Genomic DNA, 24,024 nt, shown 5'->3' on the forward strand with positions numbered 1-24,024 from the left:
CATGAATGCAGAAACTTAACGTGAAAGGTCCCGAGTAAAGATGAGTCCCGAAAAGCACCTCCTAGATTGGCAAACTAGTCAAACCATTGCTGAATCCATCGCTCCAACTTTAGGTCAGTTATACCGTCAAAAAGGCGTAGAAGTTATCCTCTTTGGTAAGACCCTAGTTAACGCGACAACTATCGACATCATCAAAGCTCACCGCATCGCAAAACGTTACACTGGTTCTCCTCTTACAGCAGAACAGACTCAACCTATTATTCAACACCTTCTCTCTATGGACCTATCTCCATGTCGTATTGATGTTGGTCGCCTTGCGCATTCATTCTGGCAAGATCGCGAAGACACACACGGGTTGGATGATTTCCTACAAACTGCACTCATTGAATCGCTTGAAGGCGATGCAATGACAGAACCTCGTGACGTTGTATTGTACGGTTTTGGTCGTATTGGCCGACTGCTCACTCGTCTGTTGATCGAGAAAAGTGGCCCGGGTTACCCACTGCGTTTACGTGCAATCGTTGTACGTGGCGGCAAAGATGGCGACCTAGAAAAACGTGCAAGCCTGCTTCGTCGTGACTCTGTACACGGCCAATTCAACGGCAGCATTGTTGTAGACCAAGAACGCAAAGCGATCATCGTTAACGGCAACTTCATCCAAGTTATCTACGCAAACAAACCAGAAGAAGTGGATTACACGACTTACGGTATTGAAAACGCACTTGTGGTTGATAACACAGGCGTATGGCGTGACGCGGAAGGCCTGAGCCAGCACGTTGCGTGTAACGGTGCGAAGAAAGTGCTACTGACTGCGCCTGGTAAAGGCGACATCAAGAACGTGGTATTTGGTGTGAATGAAAATGTTATTCAGCCAGAAGACACCATCATCTCTGCAGCAAGCTGTACTACTAACGCAATCACTCCAGTATTGAAAGCGGTTCACGACAAGTTTGGCGTGCTGTCTGGTCACATCGAAACGGTGCACTCATTTACCAATGATCAAAACCTAATCGATAACTTCCACTCGGGTGATCGTCGTGGTCGTGCTGCGTCACTGAACATGGTTTTAACATCGACTGGCGCTGCTAAAGCAGTATCAAAAGCGATGCCGGAAATGGAAGGTAAGCTAACAGGTAATGCGATTCGCGTACCTACGCCAAACGTTTCAATGGCAGTAGCGAACCTAAACCTTGAGAAAGGCACAAACAAAGAAGAGTTGAACGAGTACCTGCGTGAAATGGCGCTGTCTTCTGCTTTGTCTGCACAAATTGATTACACAGACTCGACTGAAATTGTATCTACCGACTTGGTTGGCTCTCGTCACCCAGGTGTGGTTGACGGTGTGGCGACTATCGCACAAGACAACCGTGCCGTGCTGTATATTTGGTACGATAACGAGTTTGGCTACAGCTGCCAAGTTGTTCACTGTATGGAACAGATGATGGGTGTACGCTACAAGACATACCCAGAAGTTTAATCAACTTCGCTCTTGTAGATACGTCCATCGCAACAAGCTCCACAACATAATAACTATATCTGCGAAGTCTGTATGGGCTTCGCAACCCCTTTTGTTTTACTCCCCCGTATAAACAAGAGGGTTGCCACTTAGATCTGCTCTCTCTAACTGATCTAGGTGGCCTTTTTATATCTAGCGCCCTAACTTTTATCTCGATGACAAGACCTTGCCTTCATCACTCTTGCACAGCTTCACTTCTGTTATAACTCAACCTCAACATCCGACTGAATCGAACTTGAACATGCAAGCACGTAGCCCTGTTCAATCTGTTCTGGCGTCAATGTTTCTTGACTGCTTGATTCCACAGATCCTTTGGTCACTTTGCATTTACACGAACCACAAATCCCACTACGACAAGCGATAATAATTGGAACGCCTGCTTTTTCTAATGAATCCGCCAATGGTGTACCAGTTTCCGCTTCAACTTCAGCGCCGAACGCAGGCACAAATACCTTAACAGCACTATTCGTATCGTCAGCAACTTCGGCTTTTGACGCTTCTGATTGAGCATTCTGAGTCGCAGGAGTAAAGCTTTCTTGATAGAAGTTATCCATGTTGAACTCAAGTTCTTTCAGATAACTCTCAATATCTTGCATGAAGCCCACAGGCCCACACAGGTAAACGGTTCTCTCTAAGATATCTGGGCTCAGTTTCACCAACCAGTTTTTATCTAAACGACCTTGAGGAGCCGTTGTTCCTTCGTTGTCTTTTAGCAGCAGTTTTAAGTTAAAATTCGCATGTAATTCATCGAGCTGATGAAGTTCTTGAAAGTAGATAGTCTCAAGCTTGTTGCGTGCCATGTGGACGAAATCAATCTCGATGTCACTGCCTTGAGACAGCCAATACTTGACCATCGCCATTACTGGTGTGATACCACAGCCTGCACTCACTAGCGTTACTTTCTTTGTCGCCGTTGGCATACAATCAATACAGTTAAACGCGCCTGCCGGCTTCAACACTGAAACCTCATCACCTTCATCAAGCTCATCAACAATAAAGTTCGAAACCAAGCCACCTTCCACACGCTTGACCGTCAACTTCAGGCGGTTATCTTCCGGGCAAGAAGCCACTGAATAAGCACGATAATCTGTTTTCGTCGGCATATCTAAACCCAAGGTGATGAACTGACCGGGCTTAAAATTGAAATGTAAGTCTTGTGGAATACTGCCAAGCTCAAAGCTGACCGTATCTGGCGTCTCGTGCCATTTCTTTAAACACACTAAATTGATTGAATCGCTATCCGACCATGCATACATAGTTCACACACCTTACTGATACTAAAGAATTAAATCTAGAAAGCCCCGCCGCTGCACGTTCCTAGAGAACAGCAACAACGGGGCTTGGGAGTGGGCTTATATTAAGCCGCTAAGATTGTTTTAAGATCTTGCTCTGGCGTTGAGATAGAACGCATGTCGAACTCGTCTTGAATAATCTTTAGTAGGTTCTCTGTTAGGAAAGCCGGTGCTGTTGGGCCGGTGTAGATGCCTTTCACACCCAGTGCGAACAGAGTAAGCAGGATAACGATCGCTTTTTGCTCGAACCAAGATAGAACCAGTGTTAGCGGTAGTTCGTTGATGCCACAATCAAACTCTTGAGACAGCGCAAGAGCAAGCTGAATTGCAGAGTATGCATCGTTACATTGGCCAACATCGAGCAGACGTGGAATGCCGTTAATGTCACCGAATTGATTCTTGTTGAAACGGAATTTACCACACGCCAAGGTCAGAATTACTGAATCTTCTGGTGCTTGAGCTGTGAAATCTGTGTAGTAGCTACGCTCAGATTTGTCGCCGTCACAACCACCCACTAGGAAGAAGTGCTTGATGTTGCCTTCTTTCACTTGTTCAACAACCGCAGGCGCTGCTTCCATCAAGGCGTTACGGCCAAAGCCGACAGTGATCATTTGCTCGATCTCGTCATGCTTAAAGCCTTCTTGCGCAAGAGCACAATCGATAACAGCACTGAAATCGTCACCCTCAAGGTGAGCAACACCCGGCCAGCCTACGATGCTACGCGTAAACAGGCGGTCAGCGTACGAGCCCACATCAGGGTTAAGCAGACAGTTCGATGTCATTACGATCGCACCTGGGAAGTTCGCAAATTCTTTTTGCTGGTTCTGCCAAGCGCTGCCGTAGTTACCCGCAAGGTGTGGGTACTTGTTCAGTTCAGGGTAACCGTGTGCAGGTAGCATCTCACCGTTGGTGTAAACATTAATGCCCTTGCCTTCCGTTTGTTGAAGGATCTTTTCTAGATCATGCAGGTCGTGACCAGAAACAAGGATACAGTGACCTTGCTTCGTCTTCACATTCACAGTTGTTGGTTGAGGGTGACCAAATGTATCTGTCTCGCCTTTATCCAGCATTTCCATGACTTTGTAGTTCATTAAGCCAATCTGCATAGACGTATCTAACAGTTGTTTTAGGTCTGATGGATCTGTACCTAGGAACGCCATGATTTCATGGTATTCAGCAAAGATAGCATTGTCAGTTTGACCAAGAACACGAGCGTGCTCCATGTAAGCTGCTGCACCTTTTAGCCCGTAAAGACAAAGAAGGCGAAGGCCAATCACATCTTCGTGTTGAGAGTCGTGACCACGGTTTACCGCCGCTTGAGGGGCAAGCGCCAATAACTCTGAAGAGTCCGTTGGAAGGTCGAATTGAGCAGCAGCAGAAAGCGCAGGGATCTCAAAACCAATCAATGTCGCTGCCGCGCGAACCTGTTGTTCTAAACGCTGCTTAAACTCATGAGATTGCTGTGCAAATTCAATGATACGAGCAGGATCGAAGTTAACGTTGGTTAATGTTGCGAAAAACGCTTTTGGCGCCCACTCGTCGATTTCAGTATCAATAACATCACAAGCACGGCCTAAATTGGCCCAAAAAGAAACACCTTGAAGAGAATGCACCAACACGTCTTGAAGGTCGGATACTTCCGAAGTTTTACCACACATACCTTGTGCGAAAGAACAGCCTTTTACGGTTGGGGTTTGAATTGTTTGTTCACATTGAATACAGAACATATAAGGGCTCCAGTAATTTTTATTAACTGTAAGTACTTTGCTTACAGTGACTTATTCCAACCCCTATAGAGCATCAAGCGTGCCAACTTTTAACATATTGATTTTATTGAACTTAGTTCTATTCCATGTTTTTAGTGCGTGATTATGACTACATATAAACTCCCTAACAGCACACATCCGTGTCATAGTGACTCTCAGAGTTTTATTAACGGCGTTCATGTTTCGTTCAGAATAGAAGCGATAAAGTAACAACATAGAAAAAGAGGAATGAATATGAAAAATATATTAGTTACGATTGTTGCATTGTTTACTGGCCTTTTGGCGTTATTCACAAGCTTGATCCTTGCTATTCCTTTAGCTATTGCAGCTTTAATTACTGGCAAGCGCATTCAGAATCAAATGAAGAAACAAGGTTTCGCAGCTCATATGAACACTCGTCAGTCATCAACCAATGATGCCGGTGTTATTGAAGGTGAATACGAAGACCTTTCAAGCAAAAAGTAACCTAAACTTTAGTTTCAGATATAGTGAAAGCACAACAGAGACAAGATTACATAATGCAAAGAAAGCCCCTCCTAGCACTGCTGGCCTTAACGACTTTAAGTCTCGTTGGTTGTTCCAACGAGACACCGATACCCGCTTACGAAACATCTCCAGACTTGCCTAGCTATCAGCAAGACAGCTTTGATGCCTACGTCAATGACACCCAAGATTGGCTATTGAAAAACCGCGTGTTCATGACGGAAGACAAGCAACTCGAGATCCAACTCAATTCACCAACCGAGTATCAACCAACCTCGCCAAACGGCAAGGCGGTGTTATTGGTTCATGGATTAGGCGACTCACCATACTCGTTTAAAGACATCGCTACCCATTTGGCCGAACAAGGTTACTTAGTGAGAACCGTATTGCTTCCGGGTCACGGCAGTCGTGTGGGTGACTTAATGCAGCCGAACCTAGAAGATTGGCAAGGTGTGGTGGCTCATCATACAAAGTTACTTGAGCAAGAATATGATTCGGTTTGGCTAGGCGGCTATTCAACCGGCGCGAACCTCGTGACTTCACAGGCGATGAACGATCCAAAGATCTCTGGGTTACTGCTGTTCTCACCTGCGTTTCAACCGAGCTCGTCTGCTGTTCAATACGCAGGGCTAGCAAGCTACTTTGTCACTTGGGCAGATCAAGATCCTGAAGACAATGTGTTGCGTTACAACTCATTGCCAATGAACGGTGCCTCGGTTTACTACGAAACATCAGAAGTCGTACGTGATGACTTGCAAGACAAACACTTCGATAAGCCGGTGTTTATTATGATGAGTGAAGGCGACAGCGTGATTGATACCAACTACGTTCAGCAAGCCTTTACTGAATCGATGCCAAATCCAAATAATGTGTTGGTTTGGCAAGGAGAGACGACTCTCGAGGATCCTCGCGCTGTTCAGTACAGCATGAAAATTCCAGAGCAACGCATCTCGAACGGCTCTCACATGGGCTTACTGTTCTCACCAAACAACCCTTATTACGGAATCAATGGTAGCGAGAAGATCTGCTCCAATGGTCAAGAGGAAGGTTTTGAAGAACAGTGCAACGCGACAAGTGAGGTTTGGTACTCAGCTTGGGGCTATCGTGAGGAAGGGAAGAACCATGCGCGTTTGACTTACAACCCCTACTTCTCAGACTCGATGGAGAAGTTAGATGCCGTGCTGAACTCTAAAGGTTAATAAGCTCAAACCTGTCCAAGCCAATCCATAGACATCAAAAAGGCTCACTAGATAACCTCTAGTGAGCCTTTTTAGATCTTAAGGTCTAGTGATGACTAAATCATCCACACCACACGCACAGCAAGCAGAATCAACACCACGCCAGATAGTCGATCAATCAACTGAGCTTTCGAGCGAATACGTTCAACAATCAACGGGCTAGACAGTACCAAGGTGATAAAGGTGTACCAAAGGCCGTCGACAATCAGTGGCGTTGAGACGATGATAACCTGATTGGTCAGTTCATTACCTAGCGCAACAAATTGGCTAAACAGAGCGATGAAGAACAACGCGATCTTTGGGCTCAAGATAGAGATCAAGAAAGCCTCACGAGCAGACTGCATGTAACTCATCTTTTCACCCGCTTCTAATTTCGCGGCAACACCACCTTTCGAACGCAACGCATTAACGCCAAGATAAAGCAGATAAGCAGCACCCGCTAAGCTAATACCTTTGAACAACATTGGGGATTGCTCAAGCACAACGGCTAAGCCAACAATGGTTGCGAACGCATAAATACCGATACCAGCAGCGTGTGACCAAGCTGCGATAAGCCCGTTCATACGTCCACCAGCCAAACTGTGTTTAGCGATCATCGCCAAGCTTGGGCCCGGAGACATTGCACCCAACAAGCAAATTGCTAATAAAGAAAACCAAATTGTTACTGTCATCATTCCATTCCTAATAAAATAAAGCGTTCCAGCTGAACGCTCTACGCTTAATACTCAATACTTGGCACTTACCATAATTCGCAGGAGGTATTATTTGAAATCAAAGATTATCATCACACCTATGATTTCAAGTCATACTGATATTGTAACTCGACTTTTGCATGGCTTGGAATGCTTTTTCTCGCGCCCATTTGTGGGCAGAGTCGTTGTCATATTTAGGGTGCCACATTAACCAATAGGTATGCATTTCCGTATCAAATGGCAACGAAAAGTAGGTAGTATCGAGGTGTCGACCTAGGTTGTAGGCGATATGTTCTGGCACGATCATCAAGTAGTCGTCTTGCATTAACACAGTACCTGCGGATGAAAAGAACGGAACCTGCAAAGCCACTCTTCGCTTCAGCCCTTGCTTCTTCAATGCTATGTCCGCATAGCTGTCTTTATCTCCGCCACCCGTCACTTTGATGTGAGAGTAGTGAACAATATCTTCTGCACTCAAAACTGCTTGTTGAGCCAATGGGTGCGACTTCCGCATCAAACACACCGACTTATCTTCGCCAAGTTTGATGCTTGAGACATGTTCAGGCTTTGTGGGAAACATACTGGAAGCCAAATGAATACCCGACTCGTTCAGTGCTTCAAGGTAGTTTGGCTGCCACAATCGATAAGCCAAATTGATATTCGGCGCTTCAGCGGACACCTCTGCCACAATCACAGGAAGAATATACTGAGCGACATAATCACTCGAAGACAACACCAATTCACCCTGCCAGTCTTGCGGTTCGAAGGGTTTATCATCTAACAGGTGGTCAAACTCGCCAAGCAAGTCGTCGAGTTTGCCTTTGAGTAGCAATGCACGGTTGGTCGGCACCAGTTTATTGCCGTCACGGACTAGTAAAGGGTCGCCACATAAATCTCGTAACTGACTGAGCTGGCGGCTCACTGCGGATTGTGTGATATGCAGGCGTTGAGCAGCGCGGCTTACGTGACACTCTTCAAGAAGTACATGCAGTGAACGCAATAGGTTTAAGTTGATATTGCCTAACATGAATGCACCGTCGCATTCTGTTTGTTGAAAAACTCGGTCAAAACCGTATGAGTCATTAAGTGGCGCAGATCTGGGTAGCTTTGCAGCTGATCACGAACTCGGTTCAAGCTCTCCATGCTTTCCACTTCAACATAAAGCATCATATCGGTCTCACCGCTAATCGAGTGACACCATTGCACCTCTTCGATACTCTGGATTTGTTTCGCGTAAGACTCACAACTATGATCACTACTCGACATGTCGAACTTCAACAAGATATAAGCGCACACATTCTTCGTTTGGTTGGGTTCTGCCACTTGAGCACAGTAGCCCGTAATCACTTTGTCGCTTTCCAGTTTCTTGATTCTGGCGTTCACTGCCGAGCGCGAGAGGCTGACATCTCGGGCGATATCGCTCACTGAGCATCGTGCATTGGTTTTGAGAATATCCAAAATCTGGCGATCAAATTTATCCATGCTTCTGATTCTTTCCATTTATTGTTCTATTTATAACGCCTAATTTGACACAACTTTCCTACTTATAACAGCCATTCTGACAGCCGACACTTTCACGCTGAATCGGATTATTACCGTTAAAATGACGGTGCCTTACGACGTTTCGCTAGCTGTATTATTGATGTCGACAATGTATGCTCTCAATCATAACTTCACACCACCAGAAGAAAGTTGCTGGAAGACCGTGACCAGAATCAAATAGCTAGGAGAGCGAATGACACAACTCAAACAAGAAATCACGCTTATTTCAGGAATCGGACAACTCTCGACGACCTTGCTAGGCACGGGATTATTTATGATCCCTGCGATCGCAGCAGGCATCGCTGGGCAGTTGTCTCTTCTCGCTTGGTTAATCCTGTTTATCGCTATTTGCCCGATAGCACTGACCTTCGCAGCATTAGGAAAACGCTACCCGAATGCAGGTGGTACTGCTTACTTTGTGCGTCAGGCGTTTAGCGAGCGATTAGAAACAAGCGTGGCGTGGTTATTTGTGAGTGTTATTCCTGTCGGTATTCCAGCGGCCATTGCACTAGCAGGTGGCTTTGCTCAACAGTTGTTACCCACACCTCTCGACACACCACTGGGGGCTCAATCCTTTACTGTAGCGCTGCTGATTGCCGTCAATTTGATGGGCAGTAAATCTTCTGGTCGCTTACAAACGGTGATTGCGTTATCGATTTTCGCCTTAGTTAGCGCTTTTGTTTGGAAAGCCGACATCACGGTAGCCGATGTTGCTCTTCCAGCCATCTCGTCCGATTCGATCTGGTCTATCGGCGCTGCTTTGGCTATCATGTTTTGGTGCTTTGTCGGGATAGAAGCCTTTGCCCACATGGGAGAGGAGTTCAAAAATCCACAACGTGACTTCCCAATCGCCATCATTGCAGGCTGTTTTGTTGCGGGGCTAGTGTACTGGGCTTGTTCAGTGGTGATCCTTAAACTGGGCGCTTACGGTTCACCTGAATTTGATGCCGCATCCATCCCGTGGGTAACAGAGCAACTGTTTGGCAATGGCTTCAAATCGGTCATCAGCGTGCTGGGGTTCTTTGCTTGCTTTGCTAGCCTCAACCTTTACACACAAAGCCTATCACGAATGATCTGGGCTCAAGCTCGTCAACATACTCCTACAAGTCGAATGGCTCAACTGAACAACCGCGGCGTACCGCTTTACCCAACGATAGCAATTGGCTTTGTCGTGCTTATCTCGTGTGTGATTGGTGAGCTGTCTAATTTAGACCTTGAGTTCTTTCTCAAGCTCGCCAACGGTATTTTTGTTCTGGTTTATCTGCTCGCGATGTTAGCCGCTTGCCGATTACTGACAGGCGCATCTAGATACACAGCCATGCTCTCGCTAGTCATCTGTACCTTGGTGTTTATCTGTTTAAGTTGGTCGATGCTCTATGCCGTGACTATTTTTGTGACATTGTCACTCCCTTGGCGAAAGTGGTTGGGTAAACCCACCGTTTCTGTCGACAAGCTGTAAACGATACCTACCAATATCACTGATAAAAAAGCCGTGCGATCTGTTTGATCTTCGGCTTTATCTCAGCCAAACGGATATTTCCAAACCCCAGCACCGCCCCACTCCAATCACGAGCATCACTTGATCCATATTCATAAAAATCAAACGGACGAATGATGATATTTTCAAGCTCAGCTCGTCGGCTCCACTCATGTTCAGATATACCTTGATACCACTTCACGGTCACATGTAGCCCTGCCGCCTGACTGATCACTTCAAGATCGCCATGAAACTCGCTTTCAATCGCTTCTATCATGGCTTCATACTTGAGTTTGTATGACCGACGCATCTTTCTAATATGACGCAGCAAGTCGCCTTCTCGAACAAAATCCGCCAAAGCTTCCTGTGTGTGGGATGCCGTGTCTCCAGTGAGCGCGTCTTTGATCTCAAGACACTTCGCCACCAGACTTTCCGGCACCACTAAGTAACCTAATCGCAGGCCATTGAACATCACTTTACTAAGAGAGCCTACATAGATGATGCGGTCATCGAACCCCAACTTTCCCGCCAACCCTTGCATGCTGGTATAAGGGCGATGAGCAAACTGGAACTCACTGTCATAGTCATCTTCAATGATCCATGACTGATGTTGATTGGCCCAATCGATCAGTTTAAGGCGCTGCTCAGTATTTAAAGTCGTGCCCATTGGATATTGGTTACTCGGCGTGACATACAGAGCCTTAGCATTACTGGCCAACACTTTCTCAATATCTAGCCCCACCTTTTCACGCACACTTACACCGTCTAACTCTAGTCTCAACAGATCGATAATTTTATGTACTTGTCGATAACCGGGTTCCTCTACAAGGATTTTGTCGCCCATCGCTAACGTTGCCATTAATCCGATTGAGATGGCTTGCTGCGCACCTGCGGTGATGATGATTCTGTCGGCACTGCAATGAACCGAACGACTGCTTGCAAGGTACCCGCCCAAAGCTTCTCTCAAGGCTAAACTTCCCTGAACCTCTTGATTGCCCGCAATGTTCTGACGTGTAGAGTGGCGTTGCAGCAACCTCTGCCATTTCGCAAAAGGGAACGCATCTAAGTCAGGGACTCCGGGGGCAAAGCTGCGGTTAATGTCGTTAGGTGTCGCTATGTTTGTACTCGGTTGACTGACTGTTTGTTTGACCTTCGGATCCAGAACACTGTCTGGCTTAGACAAACTTAGAAAGTGTTCTGGTTGTTCAACCGAGACATAAAACCCTGAGCCTTGCTTACTCTCGATATAGCCTTCAGTAACCAGTTGTTCGTACGCATAAATCACCGTATTTCGACTCACCGATAACTCGACGGCCAACTTACGTGTTGAAGGTAACTTACTGCCCTTGCTCCATAAATCGTGAACGATCTTCTCTCTGATCGCGTGGAACAAGGCGGTTTGACGCGTGTCGTGTTGTTCATCTAATTGTAGGTCACCGACATCAATAGGCTGCATAACTGGATCCAAATAGTGTTTGAAAGTGGCTCTATTTAATAGACCAGTTAATCGCTACATTAATCAAAAGGCAATGATTAAGGAGCGATTATGTTATCTAACACGAAAAGAACCACAATTAAAAAAGGGGCTCACAAAGCCGTATTTGAACAAGAGAAACTTCATCAAATTATTGATGAGAGCTTAATCGCACACATTGCATTGCAGGGTGAACAAGGGCCAATGGTTCTCCCGATGCTCGCGTGGCGAGTCGATGACATGGTCTACATTCATGGGGCTAAAAACAGTCGCTTATTGAGAGGTCTAAAAAAGGGAGATCCAACCTGCTTAACGTTCACTCTGTTCGATGGTTGGGTGTTGGCTCGTTCGGCATTTCATCACAGCGCGCATTATCGTTCTGCTGTGGTATTAGGATCATTTTCAGTCATCGATGACAATCAAGAAAAGGATCGCTTGTTGAATATTTTTATTGAGCAAATCGCGCCGGGCAGAACCGATGAAGTCAGGCTCAGTAATGAGAAAGAGCTCACCGCAACCGAGCTATTGGCGATACCTTTAACGGAAGCCTCCGTGAAGATTGGTAAACATGGCGTGAATGATGATAAAACTGATATGGATATCCCAGTATGGGCTGGCGTATTACCTTATCGAACGGTCGTAGGGCCATTAGAAACGGTTCCAGAGCAAGAAGGCATCATTGAAACACCAGATTACCAACAAGCCTATGGTGAGCGCTGGTATCAGAATTGATACACAAAGATGGTCAACTTAATAAAATTGTATACAATCTGAATTACAAAAATTTAACATGACAAAATAATGTAATCAGACGATGAGAACGAATAAGGATATTCAACCATTTCAAGGCTTGCTCAATGGCATTGGGCAAGTCTATTTCACACCGTCTGTTATGACGTCGCTTCTGCTATTGCTTGCCATTTCTATTGAGTCACTTGCGCTGGCTTTTCTTACCTTACTTGGCGCCAGTTGCAGCTATGTATTAGCCTTCTGTTGCTATATGTACACCAACACCAACACCAACACCAACACCAACACCAACACCAACACCAACACCAACACCAACACCAACACCAACAAGGCAGCTTACGATATTGATAGTGGTATGTATGCGTTAAATGGGGCTTTAATTGGTTTATTTATCGGTAACTTTTTTGGTGTCACACCATTATTGGCTTTAGTGACTGTGTTAGGTGCATTAGTAACGGTGCCGATTGCCCACATCGTATTCAGTTTTAAGAAATATCGCGGTTACACTAGCGCCTTTATCCTCACCACTTGGTTGATTTATATTATCCAATCAGCCTTTGAGCTATCAGCGTTTTCTGCACCTGATTCCGCACTGATGCCACTCATCAGTATTGAGGCTAGCTCGTGGTTTAACCTGCCAACAGTGGTGATCCCGTTGTTAAAAGGGATAAGCCAAGTCAGCTTCATCGAAAATGCGTTGTCGGGGCTCGTTATCTTAGTCGCCATCGCACTCAACAATATCAAGCATGCCATTTGGGTTATGCTCGCAGTAATAATTAGCACCGTATTTAGCGGTTTGATTGGTGCTTCTAACGAACTGGTAGCGCAAGGTCTTTACGGGTACAACGCCATTCTTGCCACTTTAGCACTTGTGCTCTATCCGCGGATCTCTTGGCCGTTAATCCTATTAGGCATGCTGTTAAGCTGTCTCATCACACTTGGTTTTCATGAACTGTCACTGTTACCACTCACCGCCCCTTTCATTTTGAGTACTTGGGCTGTGGTTTACTTGTCCAGCCTTGATCCATAAACGAACCATAAGTTAGCTCCGTATAGTTACAGGCCTGTTTTTAAGCGCTCAACATATTGCTTGGGTGTCAAACCTCGATGTTTCTTAAACATCCGATTAAAGCTCGCGACATTGGTATAGCCGAGCCTCGTCGCGACTTCTTTTATTGGCACTGAATACATCAACAACTCCACCGCCACGTTACTTAACGCGTATCCCATGATGGTAGAAAAGTTAACACCCAATTTGTGTAATCGTCGCTGGAACTGCTGTTCAGATAAGCCGAGTAGACTGGAAACTTTATGCAGCGTTGGCAGGCCGAAATGGCGACTATAATTGATCATCTCATAGGTCACCTTATGCTCATCCGCGGCATCCGGCATGTTGAGGTAATTATCTAAGTCATGAAAATTCATGGCCAAGCTCATCTTGCCGATCGAAGGGGCTTGATTGATCGATAACCTCGACTGGCTTGGTATCCAGATTTCAGTTCGTGGCTGGCCCCACTGAATATTGCACCCAAAATACTCTTGATAGAGTTGAGTGTTCTCGCGATAACCTGCGATAGAGACGGCTGCGGGGGTAAAGTCGTCTCCCAAGTAACGCCTTAATATCTTCATCATAAAGATGGCAACTCGAATCGAGTCATGAACCTTACCCACCTCAGTATAAGCAGAATTGTCATAGCACCATTTGATGAAATTACCGACTTGAGCGCCATATAGGAAAGCCCCAGACTGCAAACAGTGCAACCCGATGTTAACTCGGCGTATGGACGACGCCAGATCGTGCCCCGAGAAAAACCAGTTAGAGAGAGGGCCTAGCCTTTCAATATCCACTCTATCAGCCAGCTTCAAGATAATATCGGAATCGTCGGTTTGTTGTTCAAGCAAGCCATACCATTTGTCCACTTCACTTACGGGGATAAGGTTCATCGGGTTATTAAACACCGATTTAGGAATACCTAATTGCTCAGTATTCACAGCCTTATTAGTCGTTGCGTATTGGTAAATACCCAAAATACCCAATGCTCTTAAGAAGTTACAATTGTTCATTAGCCACCATACTTAGAAGTCACTATTACAGATCAAATCATAATGACATCATTATTAAAGTAATTGGTAAATTTTCAACTTCTAAATCTGATATCAATCACACTCGGCGCTCAATTTAACCTAGGGTATATCAATGAGTTTAGTTAGTGTCCCATTTGTCGGAACCGGCGCAGATACCGCACTACACGTAGTTGCAGGCGTGGTGTTAGTCGCAACCATCGCTGCTGCATGTTACGGCTTCTGGCGTGTGCATGAATTACCAATCAACAAGGCTCACAGTAAAGAGCATCAACAACTCGGTTTGATCACCGCATTAACATGGATTGGTTTTGTATGGCACTGGGTATGGGTACTAGCAGTAATTTTGGCCTTCGTTGATATGGAAAAAGCCATCATCAATCTAAGAGACACATGGAAGTCACCGACCACAACCAAGGAGCAAACAACTTCCGACAAGCAAGATGAGGAGAGCCAAACATGTTAGAAGGCTTGGCAATTTGGGCACTGTTCATTTACTTACTCAGACTTGTTGGTATGCCTTGGAACAAAGGCACCAAGGCGTTTGCATACCTAGGTGGTACATCTTGGTTGCTGTTTGTATGGGTTGGCCTACTTAACTTTACTCCGATGGATCTATCTGGAGGCTCAGTGGTTCAGTCTCCACATATTCAGTTGCGTCCAGATTCAACTAATGTGTCGGGAAAAACTTCCAAAGTCCACATCCATCCGAACCAAGATGTGACTGAAGGGCAGCTAATTTACGAGATTGATGACACCAAATATGTCATCGCAAGAGACAAAGCCAGCGTTCAACTTGAGTCTGCCGAGGTCGCTTTAGACACAGCTCGTCAAGAAGTGAGCATTGCAAAAGTCAGCTATCAATCGGCGCTTGAAGACATCAAAGCTTCAGTCGCACAAATAGATTCGGCTAAAACAGACTTGGTGCTGCAGTCAAAGACGCTTGATCGTTACCAGAAGCAAAACAAAGTGGTAGAACATACGATCACTGAAACTGACATCGACCAACAAACAGCAAAGGTAGACTTAGCGACGTATAACGTTACGACGTTGGAATCTCAGCTAAGCAAGAAAGAAGTCGATGCCGAGAATGCGAAATTAAACATCCACAAAGCTGAAACCAATGTGAGCAAGAAACAGACAGAGGTCGATTCAGCAAAGGCAACACTGGCACAAGCACAATGGGACTTGAACAGCACCAAAGTCACGGCACCGACTGACGGCTTTGTAACGAACTTTATTCTTCGTGAAGGTCAGCGCGTTTCAATGATGCCTCGTATCCAGATGTATACCGAAGAGAAGTACGTGCTGATGCGAGTTAACCACCAAGCGATTCGTAATATTAAGGTAGGTCAACCAGCGGAATTTGCGACAGCGGTATACCCGGGGAAAGTATTCTCTGCAACCGTAGAAGGCATTGTAGAAGCGACTGGTGAAGCGCAAGCAAGCTTGCTGGGTATCGATGAGCAGGTTCGTGTTACCACAGGCAAAAACCTTCAGAACAAGCACCACTTTGTTCGTTTAAAAATTGATGAGGCAGAGGGTTACGATATTCCTGTTGGTTCTGTCGGATTAGCGTGGGTAAGCGGTGAGAAGCCTATCAGCTTTATGGCGTTCCTAGACGTAATACGCGGGATCATCATTAGAATGAAGTCTCAACTGTACTTCTTCTACTCCATCTAATACTTCCTATTGGTGAAGCAATACCCAAGCCCGTGCGCTCTTAGATCGCACGGGCTTTTTGTTTATTTCACTATTCGTCTCTAAAAAGAACACAAACTCGAAAAACGAACAAACACTCTAAGTTTGCAAATTGCAATTGCATTTTGCAATTAGACATTACAAAAACGCAAATTAAACGCTCAAATACGCACCAGATTGCTATAAAACTGCCGTTTTACGTGGTTTTAAAAGTTGGCACACTAACTGCTATGTATATATTGACCCTTCTTAAGCCGAGGGTCACCTAGCCAACTGACGTTGTTAGTGAACCTATTCTTGTTCACAAAATATATAAGCCAATTGCGATTATTGCGATTGGCTATTTTTTTGCCTGCTGCTTGGCCGACCGCCCTCCTCTTCGATACAGACACCCATTCAAACGTATAATAATCAACATTCATAGCCAACCAATAACAGCAGATAACCAACGCGTTATAGAAAACGTTTTCTATTTATTTTTTTGAAATAAATGCAGAAAATAACCTTATGTTTTACAAGATAATTACTGTAATAACTGATTTTAAATCGCCCTTATTGATAAAATTAGCATTGACTATGTGATTTATATCACCATAATGCGCACGTTTGCCTGCAATACGGCGACCGTTAATTTTAATTTTGATCATTTGCGGAGGTAAAAAATGGCTGCTGATAATAACTACAGTCTAGGGCCGGTTCCTACATCGGCTAGGAAAGGAGTCGCTTCACTCACCATGGTAATGCTTGGACTCACTTTCTTCTCTGCAAGTATGTGGACAGGTGGTTCACTCGGGACAGGTCTTTCATTCAACGATTTCTTCCTCGCCGTTCTCATCGGTAACCTAATCCTCGGTATTTACACTTCTTTTCTTGGCTACATCGGCTCATCTACTGGCCTCTCTACTCACCTTCTTGCTCGTTTCTCTTTCGGTACTAAAGGCTCATGGCTTCCTTCTGCGCTGCTTGGTGGTACACAAGTCGGTTGGTTTGGTGTGGGTGTTGCGATGTTTGCTATTCCAGTACAAAAAGCAACGGGCATTGATACCAACACCTTGATTATCGTATCTGGCTTGTTGATGACGGGTACAGTGTACTTCGGCATTAAAGCGCTAATGGTGCTTTCAGCGATTGCAGTACCTGCGATTGCGATTCTGGGTGGTTACTCAGTACTGACTGCGGTAGACAGTGTTGGTGGACTAGAGCAACTGCAACTAATTAAACCAGAGACGCCAATGGACTTCTCAATGGCGCTAGCAATGGTTGTAGGTTCGTTTGTAAGTGCGGGTACGTTAACTGCCGATTTCGTTCGCTTTGGTAAAAAGCCAGCAAGCGCAGTATTGATTACTATGGTTGCGTTCTTCATCGGTAACTCGCTGATGTTTATCTTCGGCGCTGCTGGCGCTGCAGCAACAGGTCAGGCTGATATTTCAGATGTGATGATCGCGCAAGGTCTACTGCTTCCAGCCATCATCGTGCTTGGCTTGAATATCTGGACAACCAATGAAAATGCACTTTATGCATCGGGTCTGGGTTTATCTAACATCACAGGTCGCTCAAGTACTACAATGTCTATCATTAACGGCATTATCGGTACGATTTTCGCACTTTGGTTATACAACAACTTCGTTGGTTGGTTAACCTTCCTTTCGCTGGCGATTCCACCAATTGGTGGCGTAATCATCGCCGACTTCTTCGCGAACCGTAAACGTTACAAAGATTTTGCAAATGCGGAGTTCCAAACCGTAAACTGGGCTGGCATTATCGCGGTAGCAACAGGCGTAGCCGCTGGTCACTTCCTACCTGGCGTTGTTCCTTTGAACGCAGTGTTAGGTGGTGCAATCAGTTACCTCGTGCTTAATCCTCTATTGAACAAAAAAGCTCTGAAATCTCAGGCCGCTTAAGGACACACTATGACAACCTTATTAATCAAGAACGCGAAACTTCAAGACCAAGAGGGCTTGAAACAGATTCTGATTGAAAATGGTCAATTTTCTCGCATTCTCGATAATGACGCACAAATCAATCATCAAGGTGACATCCTTGATGCTGAAGGTGGCATTGCAGTTACTCCTTTCTGTGAACCGCACATCCACCTAGATACTACTCAAACTGCTGGTGAGCCTAATTGGAACATCTCTGGCACTTTGTTTGAAGGTATTGAGCGTTGGGCTGAGCGCAAAGAACTGCTATCAATCGAAGACGTAAAGTCTCGTGCGAAGCAAACACTGAAATGGCAGATAGCTAACGGTGTTCAACACGTTCGTACACACGTTGATGTGTCAGACCCAACACTCGTTGCGTTAAGAGCGATGGTTGAAGTTCGTGAAGAGATGAAAGAGTGGGTCGACATCCAGATCGTTGCATTCCCTCAAGAAGGCATTCTTTCATACCCTAACGGCAAAGAGTTGCTTGAAGAAGCAGTGAAGATCGGCGCTGACGTTATCGGTGCTATCCCTCACTTCGAATTCACTCGTGAATACGGCGTTGAATCTCTGCATTACGTGTTCGAACTTGCACGCAAGTACGACTGTCTGATCGACGTTCACTGTGATGAAATCGACGACGAACAGTCTCGCTTTGTGGAAACATTAGCAGCTCTTGCTCATAAGTTTGAAATGGGCGAGAAAGTAACCGCTAGCCACACCACTGCAATGGGCTCTTACAACGGTGCTTACGCATCTCGCCTATTCCGTCTATTGAAGATGTCTGGTATCAACTTCGTGGCAAACCCGTTAGTGAACATTCACTTGCAGGGCCGTTTCGACGATTACCCGAAACGCCGCGGTGTAACGCGTGTTAAAGAGATGCTAGCAGCAAACATCAATGTTTGTTTTGGCCACGATGATGTGTTTGACCCATGGTACCCACTGGGCACAGCGAACATGCTTCAAGTTCTGCACATGGGACTGCATGTAACACAGGTGATGGGTTACGACCAAATCAACAACTCACTTGATTTGATCAGCAAGAACTCTGCTCGCACATTGAACATTCAAGACAACTTCGGTATCGAAGAAGGTAAGCCAGGTAGCTTGCTGATTCTTCCTGCAGACAATGGCTTTGATGCAGTACGCCGCCAAGTACCAGTGCAGTACTCAATACGCCACGGTAAGGTGATTGCAGAGACTCAACCAGCGAAAACAAAAATAAATTTAGATCAAACTGAAGATATCAACTTTAAGCGTTAATATCGTCTATACTATTGATCAAAAGGAAGCTGAGATGCTTCCTTTTGTTGTGTTGGACGAAGCGACAAAACTATCACTAAATCAGTGTAAATCTTGTACATTCGCACGGTATGACAAAAAAAGCACAAATTTCTTAAGCAATACGTGTACATCTCAAAAGACTGTGTTAACATGCTCTCGCTCTGTTAGCCGGAGTTATTTAAGTTAGATGAATAGTAAAAAATTGACATGTAAAATCGTTACCCGTTTTTGTAAGTAGTTTTTCCTTATTTCTTAGCAATATTAAATAATTCAATTATCAGCGCATTGCATTAAATGCAATCAACAACTTAGAAAATTTATGAATAAGGGACAAATTATGTCTAACACAAATACTGGCACTGTAAAATGGTTTAACGAAGAGAAAGGTTTCGGTTTCATTTCTCAAGACAACGGCGGCGCTGACGTATTCGTACACTTCCGTGCAATCGTTTCTGAAGGCTTCAAAACTCTGAAAGAAGGCCAAAAGGTTTCTTTCGAAGTTGAAAACGGTCAAAAAGGCCTACAAGCAGCAAACGTTGTTGCTCAATAATTAGCTCTTAGCTAAAAAAGAATTTTAAAGCGCTGATTTTTATCGGCGCTTTTTTATGCCTGCTTATAAACATTTCCTCTCTCGATACAAGCTTCCCCCGTAAACTCTGAACAACTGAAAATCACCTGCAAAGCTCTCTCAACCTAAACTCTCTCTGTTAAAGCTCAACGTTCAATCTACTTCACTTTTTGTATGCACTTCCCTAGACAACAACACTCATTTCTCACTAATGTTTTGATACGAACTCACTCTATGCTGAAAGTTTGATAAGCCCAAATATGGTTAAAGAACAATCCATTAGATTGTACTTATGAATACGCAATCGATATTCATAATAAAAATGAGTTATTTATCCAATCCTCATCCATTAATCATATAATTTTTAAAGCAAAGACCTTCGAAATCCGCTAACCTTGTTCGCAAGTGGCTTAGTTGTTTTGGTATCTGCAGTAAAAATAATGAACAAAGACGAATTTCAGAAATCCACCGCAAATCTAAAAAAAGCGGTGCCTCTTATGATGAAGAACAGGGTGTCAACGACACCTGCAAATTACGCACTTTGGTACACCTATGTCGATAACGCTATTCCCCAGCTGACTCAAGACATGGATGGTGTTTTAGAACACTACGGTATTTGTCCTCCTGCCGTTGGTGAGCAGCTATACAACAATTATGTTGCCAGCAAATCCGAAACCAATATCAATGACCTTCGCGCTAATTTGGAACTGTTAGTTTCTGAAGTTTCCAATTCAATGAATGACACCCTGACCGACACCTCCGCTTTTTCTGACATGATCGATAAAAGCTTCGAGGACTTGGCTCGTGTTGATAATGAAAGCTTATCTATTGATGAAGTCATGTCCTTGGTTCGACAGCTGGTGTCTGAATCTCGTCATATTCGTCACTCTACTCAGTTTTTAAACTCTCAGCTAAACTCTGCAACCTCAGAGATCACCAAGCTCAAAACTCAATTGGTAGAAGTGCAGAAAGATGCGCTCTTCGATAGTACAACCACACTCTATAACCGTCGCTCTTTCGACCGTGACATAGAAACCTTGTGTGAAGCACAACAGTCTTTGTGTTTGATTCTTCTCGATATCGACCACTTTAAAAACTTCAACGACACCTATGGCCACTTGTTTGGCGATATGGTTCTTAAAGGGATCGCTCGTAAGCTGAAGTTAAGTTGCCGTGAAGGTATTTCTGCTTATCGATTTGGTGGTGAAGAGTTCGCACTGATTGTGCCTAACAAGTCTTTGCGTATTGCTCGTCAACTCGCGGATACCAATCGTCGCTCTTTAGAAAAGCTGTCGATTAAAGATCGCCGCAGTGGTGAACAAGTCGGCAGTATCACGGCATCGTTTGGTGTCGCTGAACTTGAACCCGGCGAATCAGCTCAATCGCTGATCGAACGTGCTGATAAACTACTTTACGAAGCGAAATCACTTGGCCGAAATCGAGTTATGCCTTTGTAAGACACACCAACAATGCTCTTATCGACATATTAGCCGGCTCGTATTGAAACTAGAAAGCCCCAAAGACATTATCTTCGGGGCTTTTTCTTTAGCTGTGTAAATTGATTTAGCTACCTAGGGTTCACCGTTAGATCTGGAAGCAATAATTCAGGCAGTAGTCTTCACCATTCTTTGCTCTGAACTCTTTATCTTCACTGCATGCCTTTGGTTTACCCTTTGCGTCACCTTGAATCAAACTGATCCAGTGGCGCATCGCTGCAATGGTCTCTTCACGCATTGTGGTTGTTGCTTCCATTGGCGATTGGCCAAACGTGGTGCATGATTCCAGCTGAATATCATCAATTTCTACTAGCTCAATACAACCTGTCCCTTTATGGCAACCAAACATCACCTCTAGGTGACTGCCACTGCCATCTCGGAACAAGATAGAGTCTGGGTCGTTCTTCTCACCCATATAAGCTACAAACTGCTTAGGGTGCTTCAAACCGCTGTGCTGACCATCTTTAAAGTAAGCCATAATATGGCGGTAATCGACTACGTAGCTGGTTACGTCTTGATGTGAGCCATTCTCTAGTGGGAATAGTCGATCAAGTAGCTGCTTTGCTTTCACTTGCTTTTCAGTTTGCTGATTGGCACTGATTGTCTCCACGGCAAAGACAGCTTCAGCGATAAATGGCTTTGATTGTTTTTGGATTTCTGTTTTATCGAATGTAAGCATATTCATAGTCTTTCCCTCTTGACCAGTCCGGTGATAACCACCGATTTCTACAGCAAAAATGTGTCCTAGAGCAATTATTCCAAACTAACGTTTAATTTATTTGTCATTTTGTGAATTGCTTAGTTTGTAGATTAGCGCTTTTTTACATACAATTTCACAACAAAAATTTTACAATGTGAATTTTACAAATATGGCCTTGTCAAAAAGTTTAGTTCGTCAGTCACATTTCCTAGGTACGAAGATACGTAACCTAAGAAAACGTAACCATTTAACGATGGAAGATCTGTCTGCGCGTTGTATTAGAATCGACCCAGAATGTGCCCCTTCCGTTTCTTACCTTTCAATGATTGAACGGGGAAAGCGGGTTCCAAGTATCGATATGCTGGAAGTGATTGCACAGGTCTTTCAGAAGAATCCAACGTGGTTCCTTGACGACGAATCTGAACAGCAAGCCATTGCTCCTGATAAGGGGAATCGTGGTGGGATAAGTGGCATGGCGCTCGAGCCGAGCTTCCTATTCTCAAACGACATCCTGCAAATTGCGATTCCTGAGATGCTGTCACAAACGGGCATTTCGGGCCGCCAGTTTGCGCACCTCTTGATTCGAGCACACCAAGAGAGCAACCAAAACCACTTCCCTGACCTTGAGCGCGCTGCGGAAGAAGTCGGCTTAAAACGTCTTAACCTCAGCGTAGAAGACCTGATAGACATCGCTAGAAGCCTAGGAATCAACATCCGCTGGGTGACGCGCACGCCGCAAGACGTAGTTGATGAGCTCGGAATTAACGCTAAGCAGTTAGTGACCTCCTTCTTCGAGCCTCCGGGTACTATCTTCTTAAACGAGATTCTCAAAGAGTATCCGACTCGCCTGAAATACGACCTTTCGGTTTATATCGGCCATTGCATTCTGCACAGCAAAGAAGGCCTAAAGAGTGTGTTGTCGGTCGGTAACAACAACACATGGGACGACAACCAGGTATCAGGCTCTTCACAGCTCAACTCCCAAGATATTCTTCAAGCATGGCGAGACTTTGAATCCAGCTTCTTTGCCGGCGCACTTCTGTGTCCGAAAGTTCCATTTAGACAGCTACTCGATCGCACTGGTTACGAAATCGACGTTCACAAAAGAGCAGGGGTTTCCCCCTCTGTTGCGATGCGTCGAATGACTGTAGTATCGCCCTACCCTCACTGGCACTACTTTGATGCTTATGGGCCGGGGAAACTCAAGGCGGTATATCGCGGGAACGGGATTCCACTACCTTGGGGAAATATGAGAACGGTCGCTGACCCATGTCAACATTGGGCTGTGTTCCGTCGATTATCAGAACCTCGAGCGGGAAGCTCGGCTCAAATCTCCATTTTGAATGTGGGCGATGAGCCAAGGATCTACTGCTGTGAATCCATCAATATGACAGATCCTGCGGGTAACAATCGTGTGTTGTGTGCTGGTATAGATCTCAACCCTGCGATTGATGCTCAAGGCGGTAATTCAAGAGACATAGCAGAACAGCTAAAAGCGTCATGCGTTAATAATGGTGGCTCTGTGGTAATTCCGCGTAACATCAAGAAAGATCTCACAACAATAGCCAAGATTCTAAATATAAATTGGATTGAACGTGGGATTGAGACAGAGGCGAGGCTTATCTGCTCCAGAGGTGGAGAATGCCCACGCCAGCCAAGCTGTTACTCGAAGTGTGGTGAGTAAAAAAGTAATAACAAAAAATAGAACCTAAAATTCAGGCAAAAAAAAACCAATCACAATAAGGGTGATTGGTCATATATTTTGTGTGAACAAAAAAAGGTTCACTAACAACGTCAGTTGGCTAGGTGACCCTCGGCTTAAGAAGGGTCACCATTACTAATGCAGCATGCGTGCCAACTTTTAAAACACGTATTTACTACGCATCTGGACACGTATTAGCCGTATATCCTTGTTTGTTTTGCAAACTGGAATTGCAAATTGCGAAATTCAACAAAAACGCTAGTGATTATGTTGTTATTAATAAATCATTAAAGATTCATTACCCTTCCCAAAAATGCCATATTTCCCTTAGATTCA

At 44.8% G+C, this 24,024-nt stretch carries 21 protein-coding genes; 13 read left to right on the forward strand and 8 right to left on the reverse strand.

Features of this window, described 5'->3' with window-relative positions:
• Positions 1 to 40 precede the first annotated feature (40 nt).
• Positions 41 to 1,477: a glyceraldehyde-3-phosphate dehydrogenase gene (locus MSG38_RS03490; protein ID WP_050621730.1), complete on the forward strand. Its 1,437-nt coding sequence runs from the start codon at positions 41 to 43 to the stop codon at positions 1,475 to 1,477.
• Between the two features lie 239 nt (positions 1,478 to 1,716).
• On the opposite strand, the gene MSG38_RS03495 is transcribed toward MSG38_RS03490, so the two are convergent.
• Positions 1,717 to 2,772: a hybrid-cluster NAD(P)-dependent oxidoreductase gene (locus MSG38_RS03495; protein WP_210473578.1), complete on the reverse strand. Its 1,056-nt coding sequence runs from the start codon at positions 2,770 to 2,772 to the stop codon at positions 1,717 to 1,719.
• Positions 2,773 to 2,873: 101 nt separating this feature from the next.
• Positions 2,874 to 4,535 (reverse strand): hydroxylamine reductase, encoded by a 1,662-nt coding sequence (gene hcp / locus MSG38_RS03500; protein WP_048608912.1) that lies wholly within the window; start codon positions 4,533 to 4,535, stop codon positions 2,874 to 2,876.
• Positions 4,536 to 4,808: 273 nt separating this feature from the next.
• Here hcp and MSG38_RS03505 point away from each other — a divergent pair, with 273 nt between their 5' ends.
• Both MSG38_RS03505 and MSG38_RS03510 read left to right on the forward strand, forming a co-directional pair.
• Positions 4,809 to 5,039, forward strand: coding sequence for a hypothetical protein (locus MSG38_RS03505; protein WP_017061777.1), 231 nt, complete (start codon positions 4,809 to 4,811; stop codon positions 5,037 to 5,039).
• Between the two features lie 53 nt (positions 5,040 to 5,092).
• On the forward strand, positions 5,093 to 6,256 hold the full coding sequence (locus tag MSG38_RS03510; protein ID WP_248401003.1) for an alpha/beta fold hydrolase: 1,164 nt from the start codon (positions 5,093 to 5,095) through the stop codon (positions 6,254 to 6,256).
• A 95-nt stretch (positions 6,257 to 6,351) separates the two neighbouring features.
• Here MSG38_RS03510 and MSG38_RS03515 read toward each other — a convergent pair whose 3' ends face one another.
• The 3 genes from MSG38_RS03515 to MSG38_RS03525 form a co-directional block, all read right to left on the reverse strand.
• A complete protein-coding gene (locus tag MSG38_RS03515) occupies positions 6,352 to 6,966 on the reverse strand; it encodes a LysE family translocator (protein ID WP_050052408.1) in 615 nt (204 codons plus the stop codon).
• 127 nt (positions 6,967 to 7,093) lie between these two features.
• Positions 7,094 to 8,014, reverse strand: coding sequence for a LysR family transcriptional regulator (locus tag MSG38_RS03520; RefSeq protein WP_017070979.1), 921 nt, complete (start codon positions 8,012 to 8,014; stop codon positions 7,094 to 7,096).
• A complete protein-coding gene (locus MSG38_RS03525; RefSeq protein ID WP_048608920.1) occupies positions 8,008 to 8,469 on the reverse strand; it encodes an Lrp/AsnC family transcriptional regulator in 462 nt (153 codons plus the stop codon). The genes MSG38_RS03520 and MSG38_RS03525 overlap by 7 nt, the downstream gene beginning before the upstream one ends.
• 253 nt (positions 8,470 to 8,722) lie before the next feature.
• Here MSG38_RS03525 and yjeH point away from each other — a divergent pair, with 253 nt between their 5' ends.
• A complete protein-coding gene (gene yjeH / locus MSG38_RS03530) occupies positions 8,723 to 9,988 on the forward strand; it encodes an L-methionine/branched-chain amino acid transporter (protein WP_248401004.1) in 1,266 nt (421 codons plus the stop codon).
• Positions 9,989 to 10,004: 16 nt separating this feature from the next.
• On the opposite strand, the gene MSG38_RS03535 is transcribed toward yjeH, so the two are convergent.
• Entirely contained in the window at positions 10,005 to 11,462 is a 1,458-nt protein-coding gene (locus tag MSG38_RS03535) for a PLP-dependent aminotransferase family protein (protein ID WP_248401005.1), read from the reverse strand.
• 90 nt (positions 11,463 to 11,552) lie between these two features.
• Between MSG38_RS03535 and MSG38_RS03540 the strand changes: the two genes are divergently transcribed.
• Both MSG38_RS03540 and MSG38_RS03545 read left to right on the forward strand, forming a co-directional pair.
• Complete coding sequence (locus MSG38_RS03540; protein WP_248401006.1) at positions 11,553 to 12,212, forward strand: pyridoxamine 5'-phosphate oxidase family protein; 660 nt, start codon at positions 11,553 to 11,555, stop codon at positions 12,210 to 12,212.
• A gap of 82 nt (positions 12,213 to 12,294) precedes the next feature.
• Positions 12,295 to 13,260 carry an urea transporter gene (locus tag MSG38_RS03545; RefSeq protein WP_248401007.1) on the forward strand — a complete coding sequence of 322 codons (966 nt, stop codon included), beginning with the start codon at positions 12,295 to 12,297 and terminating at the stop codon, positions 13,258 to 13,260.
• A gap of 26 nt (positions 13,261 to 13,286) precedes the next feature.
• On the opposite strand, the gene MSG38_RS03550 is transcribed toward MSG38_RS03545, so the two are convergent.
• Positions 13,287 to 14,294: an AraC family transcriptional regulator gene (locus MSG38_RS03550; RefSeq protein ID WP_248401008.1), complete on the reverse strand. Its 1,008-nt coding sequence runs from the start codon at positions 14,292 to 14,294 to the stop codon at positions 13,287 to 13,289.
• A 133-nt stretch (positions 14,295 to 14,427) separates the two neighbouring features.
• Between MSG38_RS03550 and MSG38_RS03555 the strand changes: the two genes are divergently transcribed.
• The 6 genes from MSG38_RS03555 to MSG38_RS03580 all read left to right on the forward strand — a co-directional run bounded on the left by MSG38_RS03555 (position 14,428) and on the right by MSG38_RS03580 (position 21,247).
• Positions 14,428 to 14,778, forward strand: coding sequence for an MFS transporter (locus MSG38_RS03555; protein ID WP_017066493.1), 351 nt, complete (start codon positions 14,428 to 14,430; stop codon positions 14,776 to 14,778).
• Positions 14,772 to 15,995 (forward strand): biotin/lipoyl-binding protein, encoded by a 1,224-nt coding sequence (locus tag MSG38_RS03560; protein WP_048608932.1) that lies wholly within the window; start codon positions 14,772 to 14,774, stop codon positions 15,993 to 15,995. Before MSG38_RS03555 ends, MSG38_RS03560 begins: the two co-directional genes overlap by 7 nt.
• Positions 15,996 to 16,675: 680 nt before the next feature.
• The gene (gene codB / locus MSG38_RS03565) at positions 16,676 to 17,914 is read left to right on the forward strand and encodes a cytosine permease (protein ID WP_032546874.1); all 1,239 of its coding nucleotides are present in this window, start codon (positions 16,676 to 16,678) and stop codon (positions 17,912 to 17,914) included.
• A 9-nt stretch (positions 17,915 to 17,923) separates the two neighbouring features.
• Complete coding sequence (locus MSG38_RS03570; protein WP_017064864.1) at positions 17,924 to 19,201, forward strand: cytosine deaminase; 1,278 nt, start codon at positions 17,924 to 17,926, stop codon at positions 19,199 to 19,201.
• A gap of 358 nt (positions 19,202 to 19,559) precedes the next feature.
• A complete protein-coding gene (locus MSG38_RS03575) occupies positions 19,560 to 19,772 on the forward strand; it encodes a cold-shock protein (protein ID WP_004740083.1) in 213 nt (70 codons plus the stop codon).
• A gap of 458 nt (positions 19,773 to 20,230) precedes the next feature.
• Positions 20,231 to 21,247: a GGDEF domain-containing protein gene (locus MSG38_RS03580; protein WP_048612880.1), complete on the forward strand. Its 1,017-nt coding sequence runs from the start codon at positions 20,231 to 20,233 to the stop codon at positions 21,245 to 21,247.
• A 127-nt stretch (positions 21,248 to 21,374) separates the two neighbouring features.
• On the opposite strand, the gene MSG38_RS03585 is transcribed toward MSG38_RS03580, so the two are convergent.
• Complete coding sequence (locus MSG38_RS03585) at positions 21,375 to 21,971, reverse strand: hypothetical protein (RefSeq protein ID WP_248401009.1); 597 nt, start codon at positions 21,969 to 21,971, stop codon at positions 21,375 to 21,377.
• 169 nt (positions 21,972 to 22,140) lie between these two features.
• Between MSG38_RS03585 and MSG38_RS03590 the strand changes: the two genes are divergently transcribed.
• Entirely contained in the window at positions 22,141 to 23,670 is a 1,530-nt protein-coding gene (locus tag MSG38_RS03590) for a DUF3612 domain-containing protein (protein ID WP_082242223.1), read from the forward strand.
• Positions 23,671 to 24,024: the final 354 nt, after the last annotated feature.

This window comes from Vibrio sp. 1CM24A (assembly GCF_023161725.1).
Lineage (GTDB): Bacteria > Pseudomonadota > Gammaproteobacteria > Enterobacterales > Vibrionaceae > Vibrio > Vibrio coralliirubri.

What these genes read in the sequence shown, in the direction of transcription:
- MSG38_RS03515 (WP_050052408.1), bottom strand. Translation starts at nt 6,966, where the DNA reads ATGACAGTAACAATTTGGTTTTCTTTATTAGCAATTTGCTTGTTGGGT.
- codB (WP_032546874.1), top strand. Translation starts at nt 16,676, where the DNA reads ATGGCTGCTGATAATAACTACAGTCTAGGGCCGGTTCCTACATCGGCT.
- MSG38_RS03505 (WP_017061777.1), top strand. Translation starts at nt 4,809, where the DNA reads ATGAAAAATATATTAGTTACGATTGTTGCATTGTTTACTGGCCTTTTG.
- MSG38_RS03560 (WP_048608932.1), top strand. Translation starts at nt 14,772, where the DNA reads ATGTTAGAAGGCTTGGCAATTTGGGCACTGTTCATTTACTTACTCAGA.
- MSG38_RS03520 (WP_017070979.1), bottom strand. Translation starts at nt 8,014, where the DNA reads ATGTTAGGCAATATCAACTTAAACCTATTGCGTTCACTGCATGTACTT.
- MSG38_RS03580 (WP_048612880.1), top strand. Translation starts at nt 20,231, where the DNA reads ATGAACAAAGACGAATTTCAGAAATCCACCGCAAATCTAAAAAAAGCG.
- MSG38_RS03550 (WP_248401008.1), bottom strand. Translation starts at nt 14,294, where the DNA reads ATGAACAATTGTAACTTCTTAAGAGCATTGGGTATTTTGGGTATTTAC.
- MSG38_RS03535 (WP_248401005.1), bottom strand. Translation starts at nt 11,462, where the DNA reads ATGCAGCCTATTGATGTCGGTGACCTACAATTAGATGAACAACACGAC.
- MSG38_RS03575 (WP_004740083.1), top strand. Translation starts at nt 19,560, where the DNA reads ATGTCTAACACAAATACTGGCACTGTAAAATGGTTTAACGAAGAGAAA.
- hcp (WP_048608912.1), bottom strand. Translation starts at nt 4,535, where the DNA reads ATGTTCTGTATTCAATGTGAACAAACAATTCAAACCCCAACCGTAAAA.
- MSG38_RS03495 (WP_210473578.1), bottom strand. Translation starts at nt 2,772, where the DNA reads ATGTATGCATGGTCGGATAGCGATTCAATCAATTTAGTGTGTTTAAAG.
- MSG38_RS03585 (WP_248401009.1), bottom strand. Translation starts at nt 21,971, where the DNA reads ATGAATATGCTTACATTCGATAAAACAGAAATCCAAAAACAATCAAAG.
- MSG38_RS03570 (WP_017064864.1), top strand. Translation starts at nt 17,924, where the DNA reads ATGACAACCTTATTAATCAAGAACGCGAAACTTCAAGACCAAGAGGGC.
- MSG38_RS03490 (WP_050621730.1), top strand. Translation starts at nt 41, where the DNA reads ATGAGTCCCGAAAAGCACCTCCTAGATTGGCAAACTAGTCAAACCATT.
- MSG38_RS03525 (WP_048608920.1), bottom strand. Translation starts at nt 8,469, where the DNA reads ATGGATAAATTTGATCGCCAGATTTTGGATATTCTCAAAACCAATGCA.
- MSG38_RS03555 (WP_017066493.1), top strand. Translation starts at nt 14,428, where the DNA reads ATGAGTTTAGTTAGTGTCCCATTTGTCGGAACCGGCGCAGATACCGCA.
- MSG38_RS03540 (WP_248401006.1), top strand. Translation starts at nt 11,553, where the DNA reads ATGTTATCTAACACGAAAAGAACCACAATTAAAAAAGGGGCTCACAAA.
- MSG38_RS03545 (WP_248401007.1), top strand. Translation starts at nt 12,295, where the DNA reads ATGAGAACGAATAAGGATATTCAACCATTTCAAGGCTTGCTCAATGGC.
- MSG38_RS03510 (WP_248401003.1), top strand. Translation starts at nt 5,093, where the DNA reads ATGCAAAGAAAGCCCCTCCTAGCACTGCTGGCCTTAACGACTTTAAGT.
- yjeH (WP_248401004.1), top strand. Translation starts at nt 8,723, where the DNA reads ATGACACAACTCAAACAAGAAATCACGCTTATTTCAGGAATCGGACAA.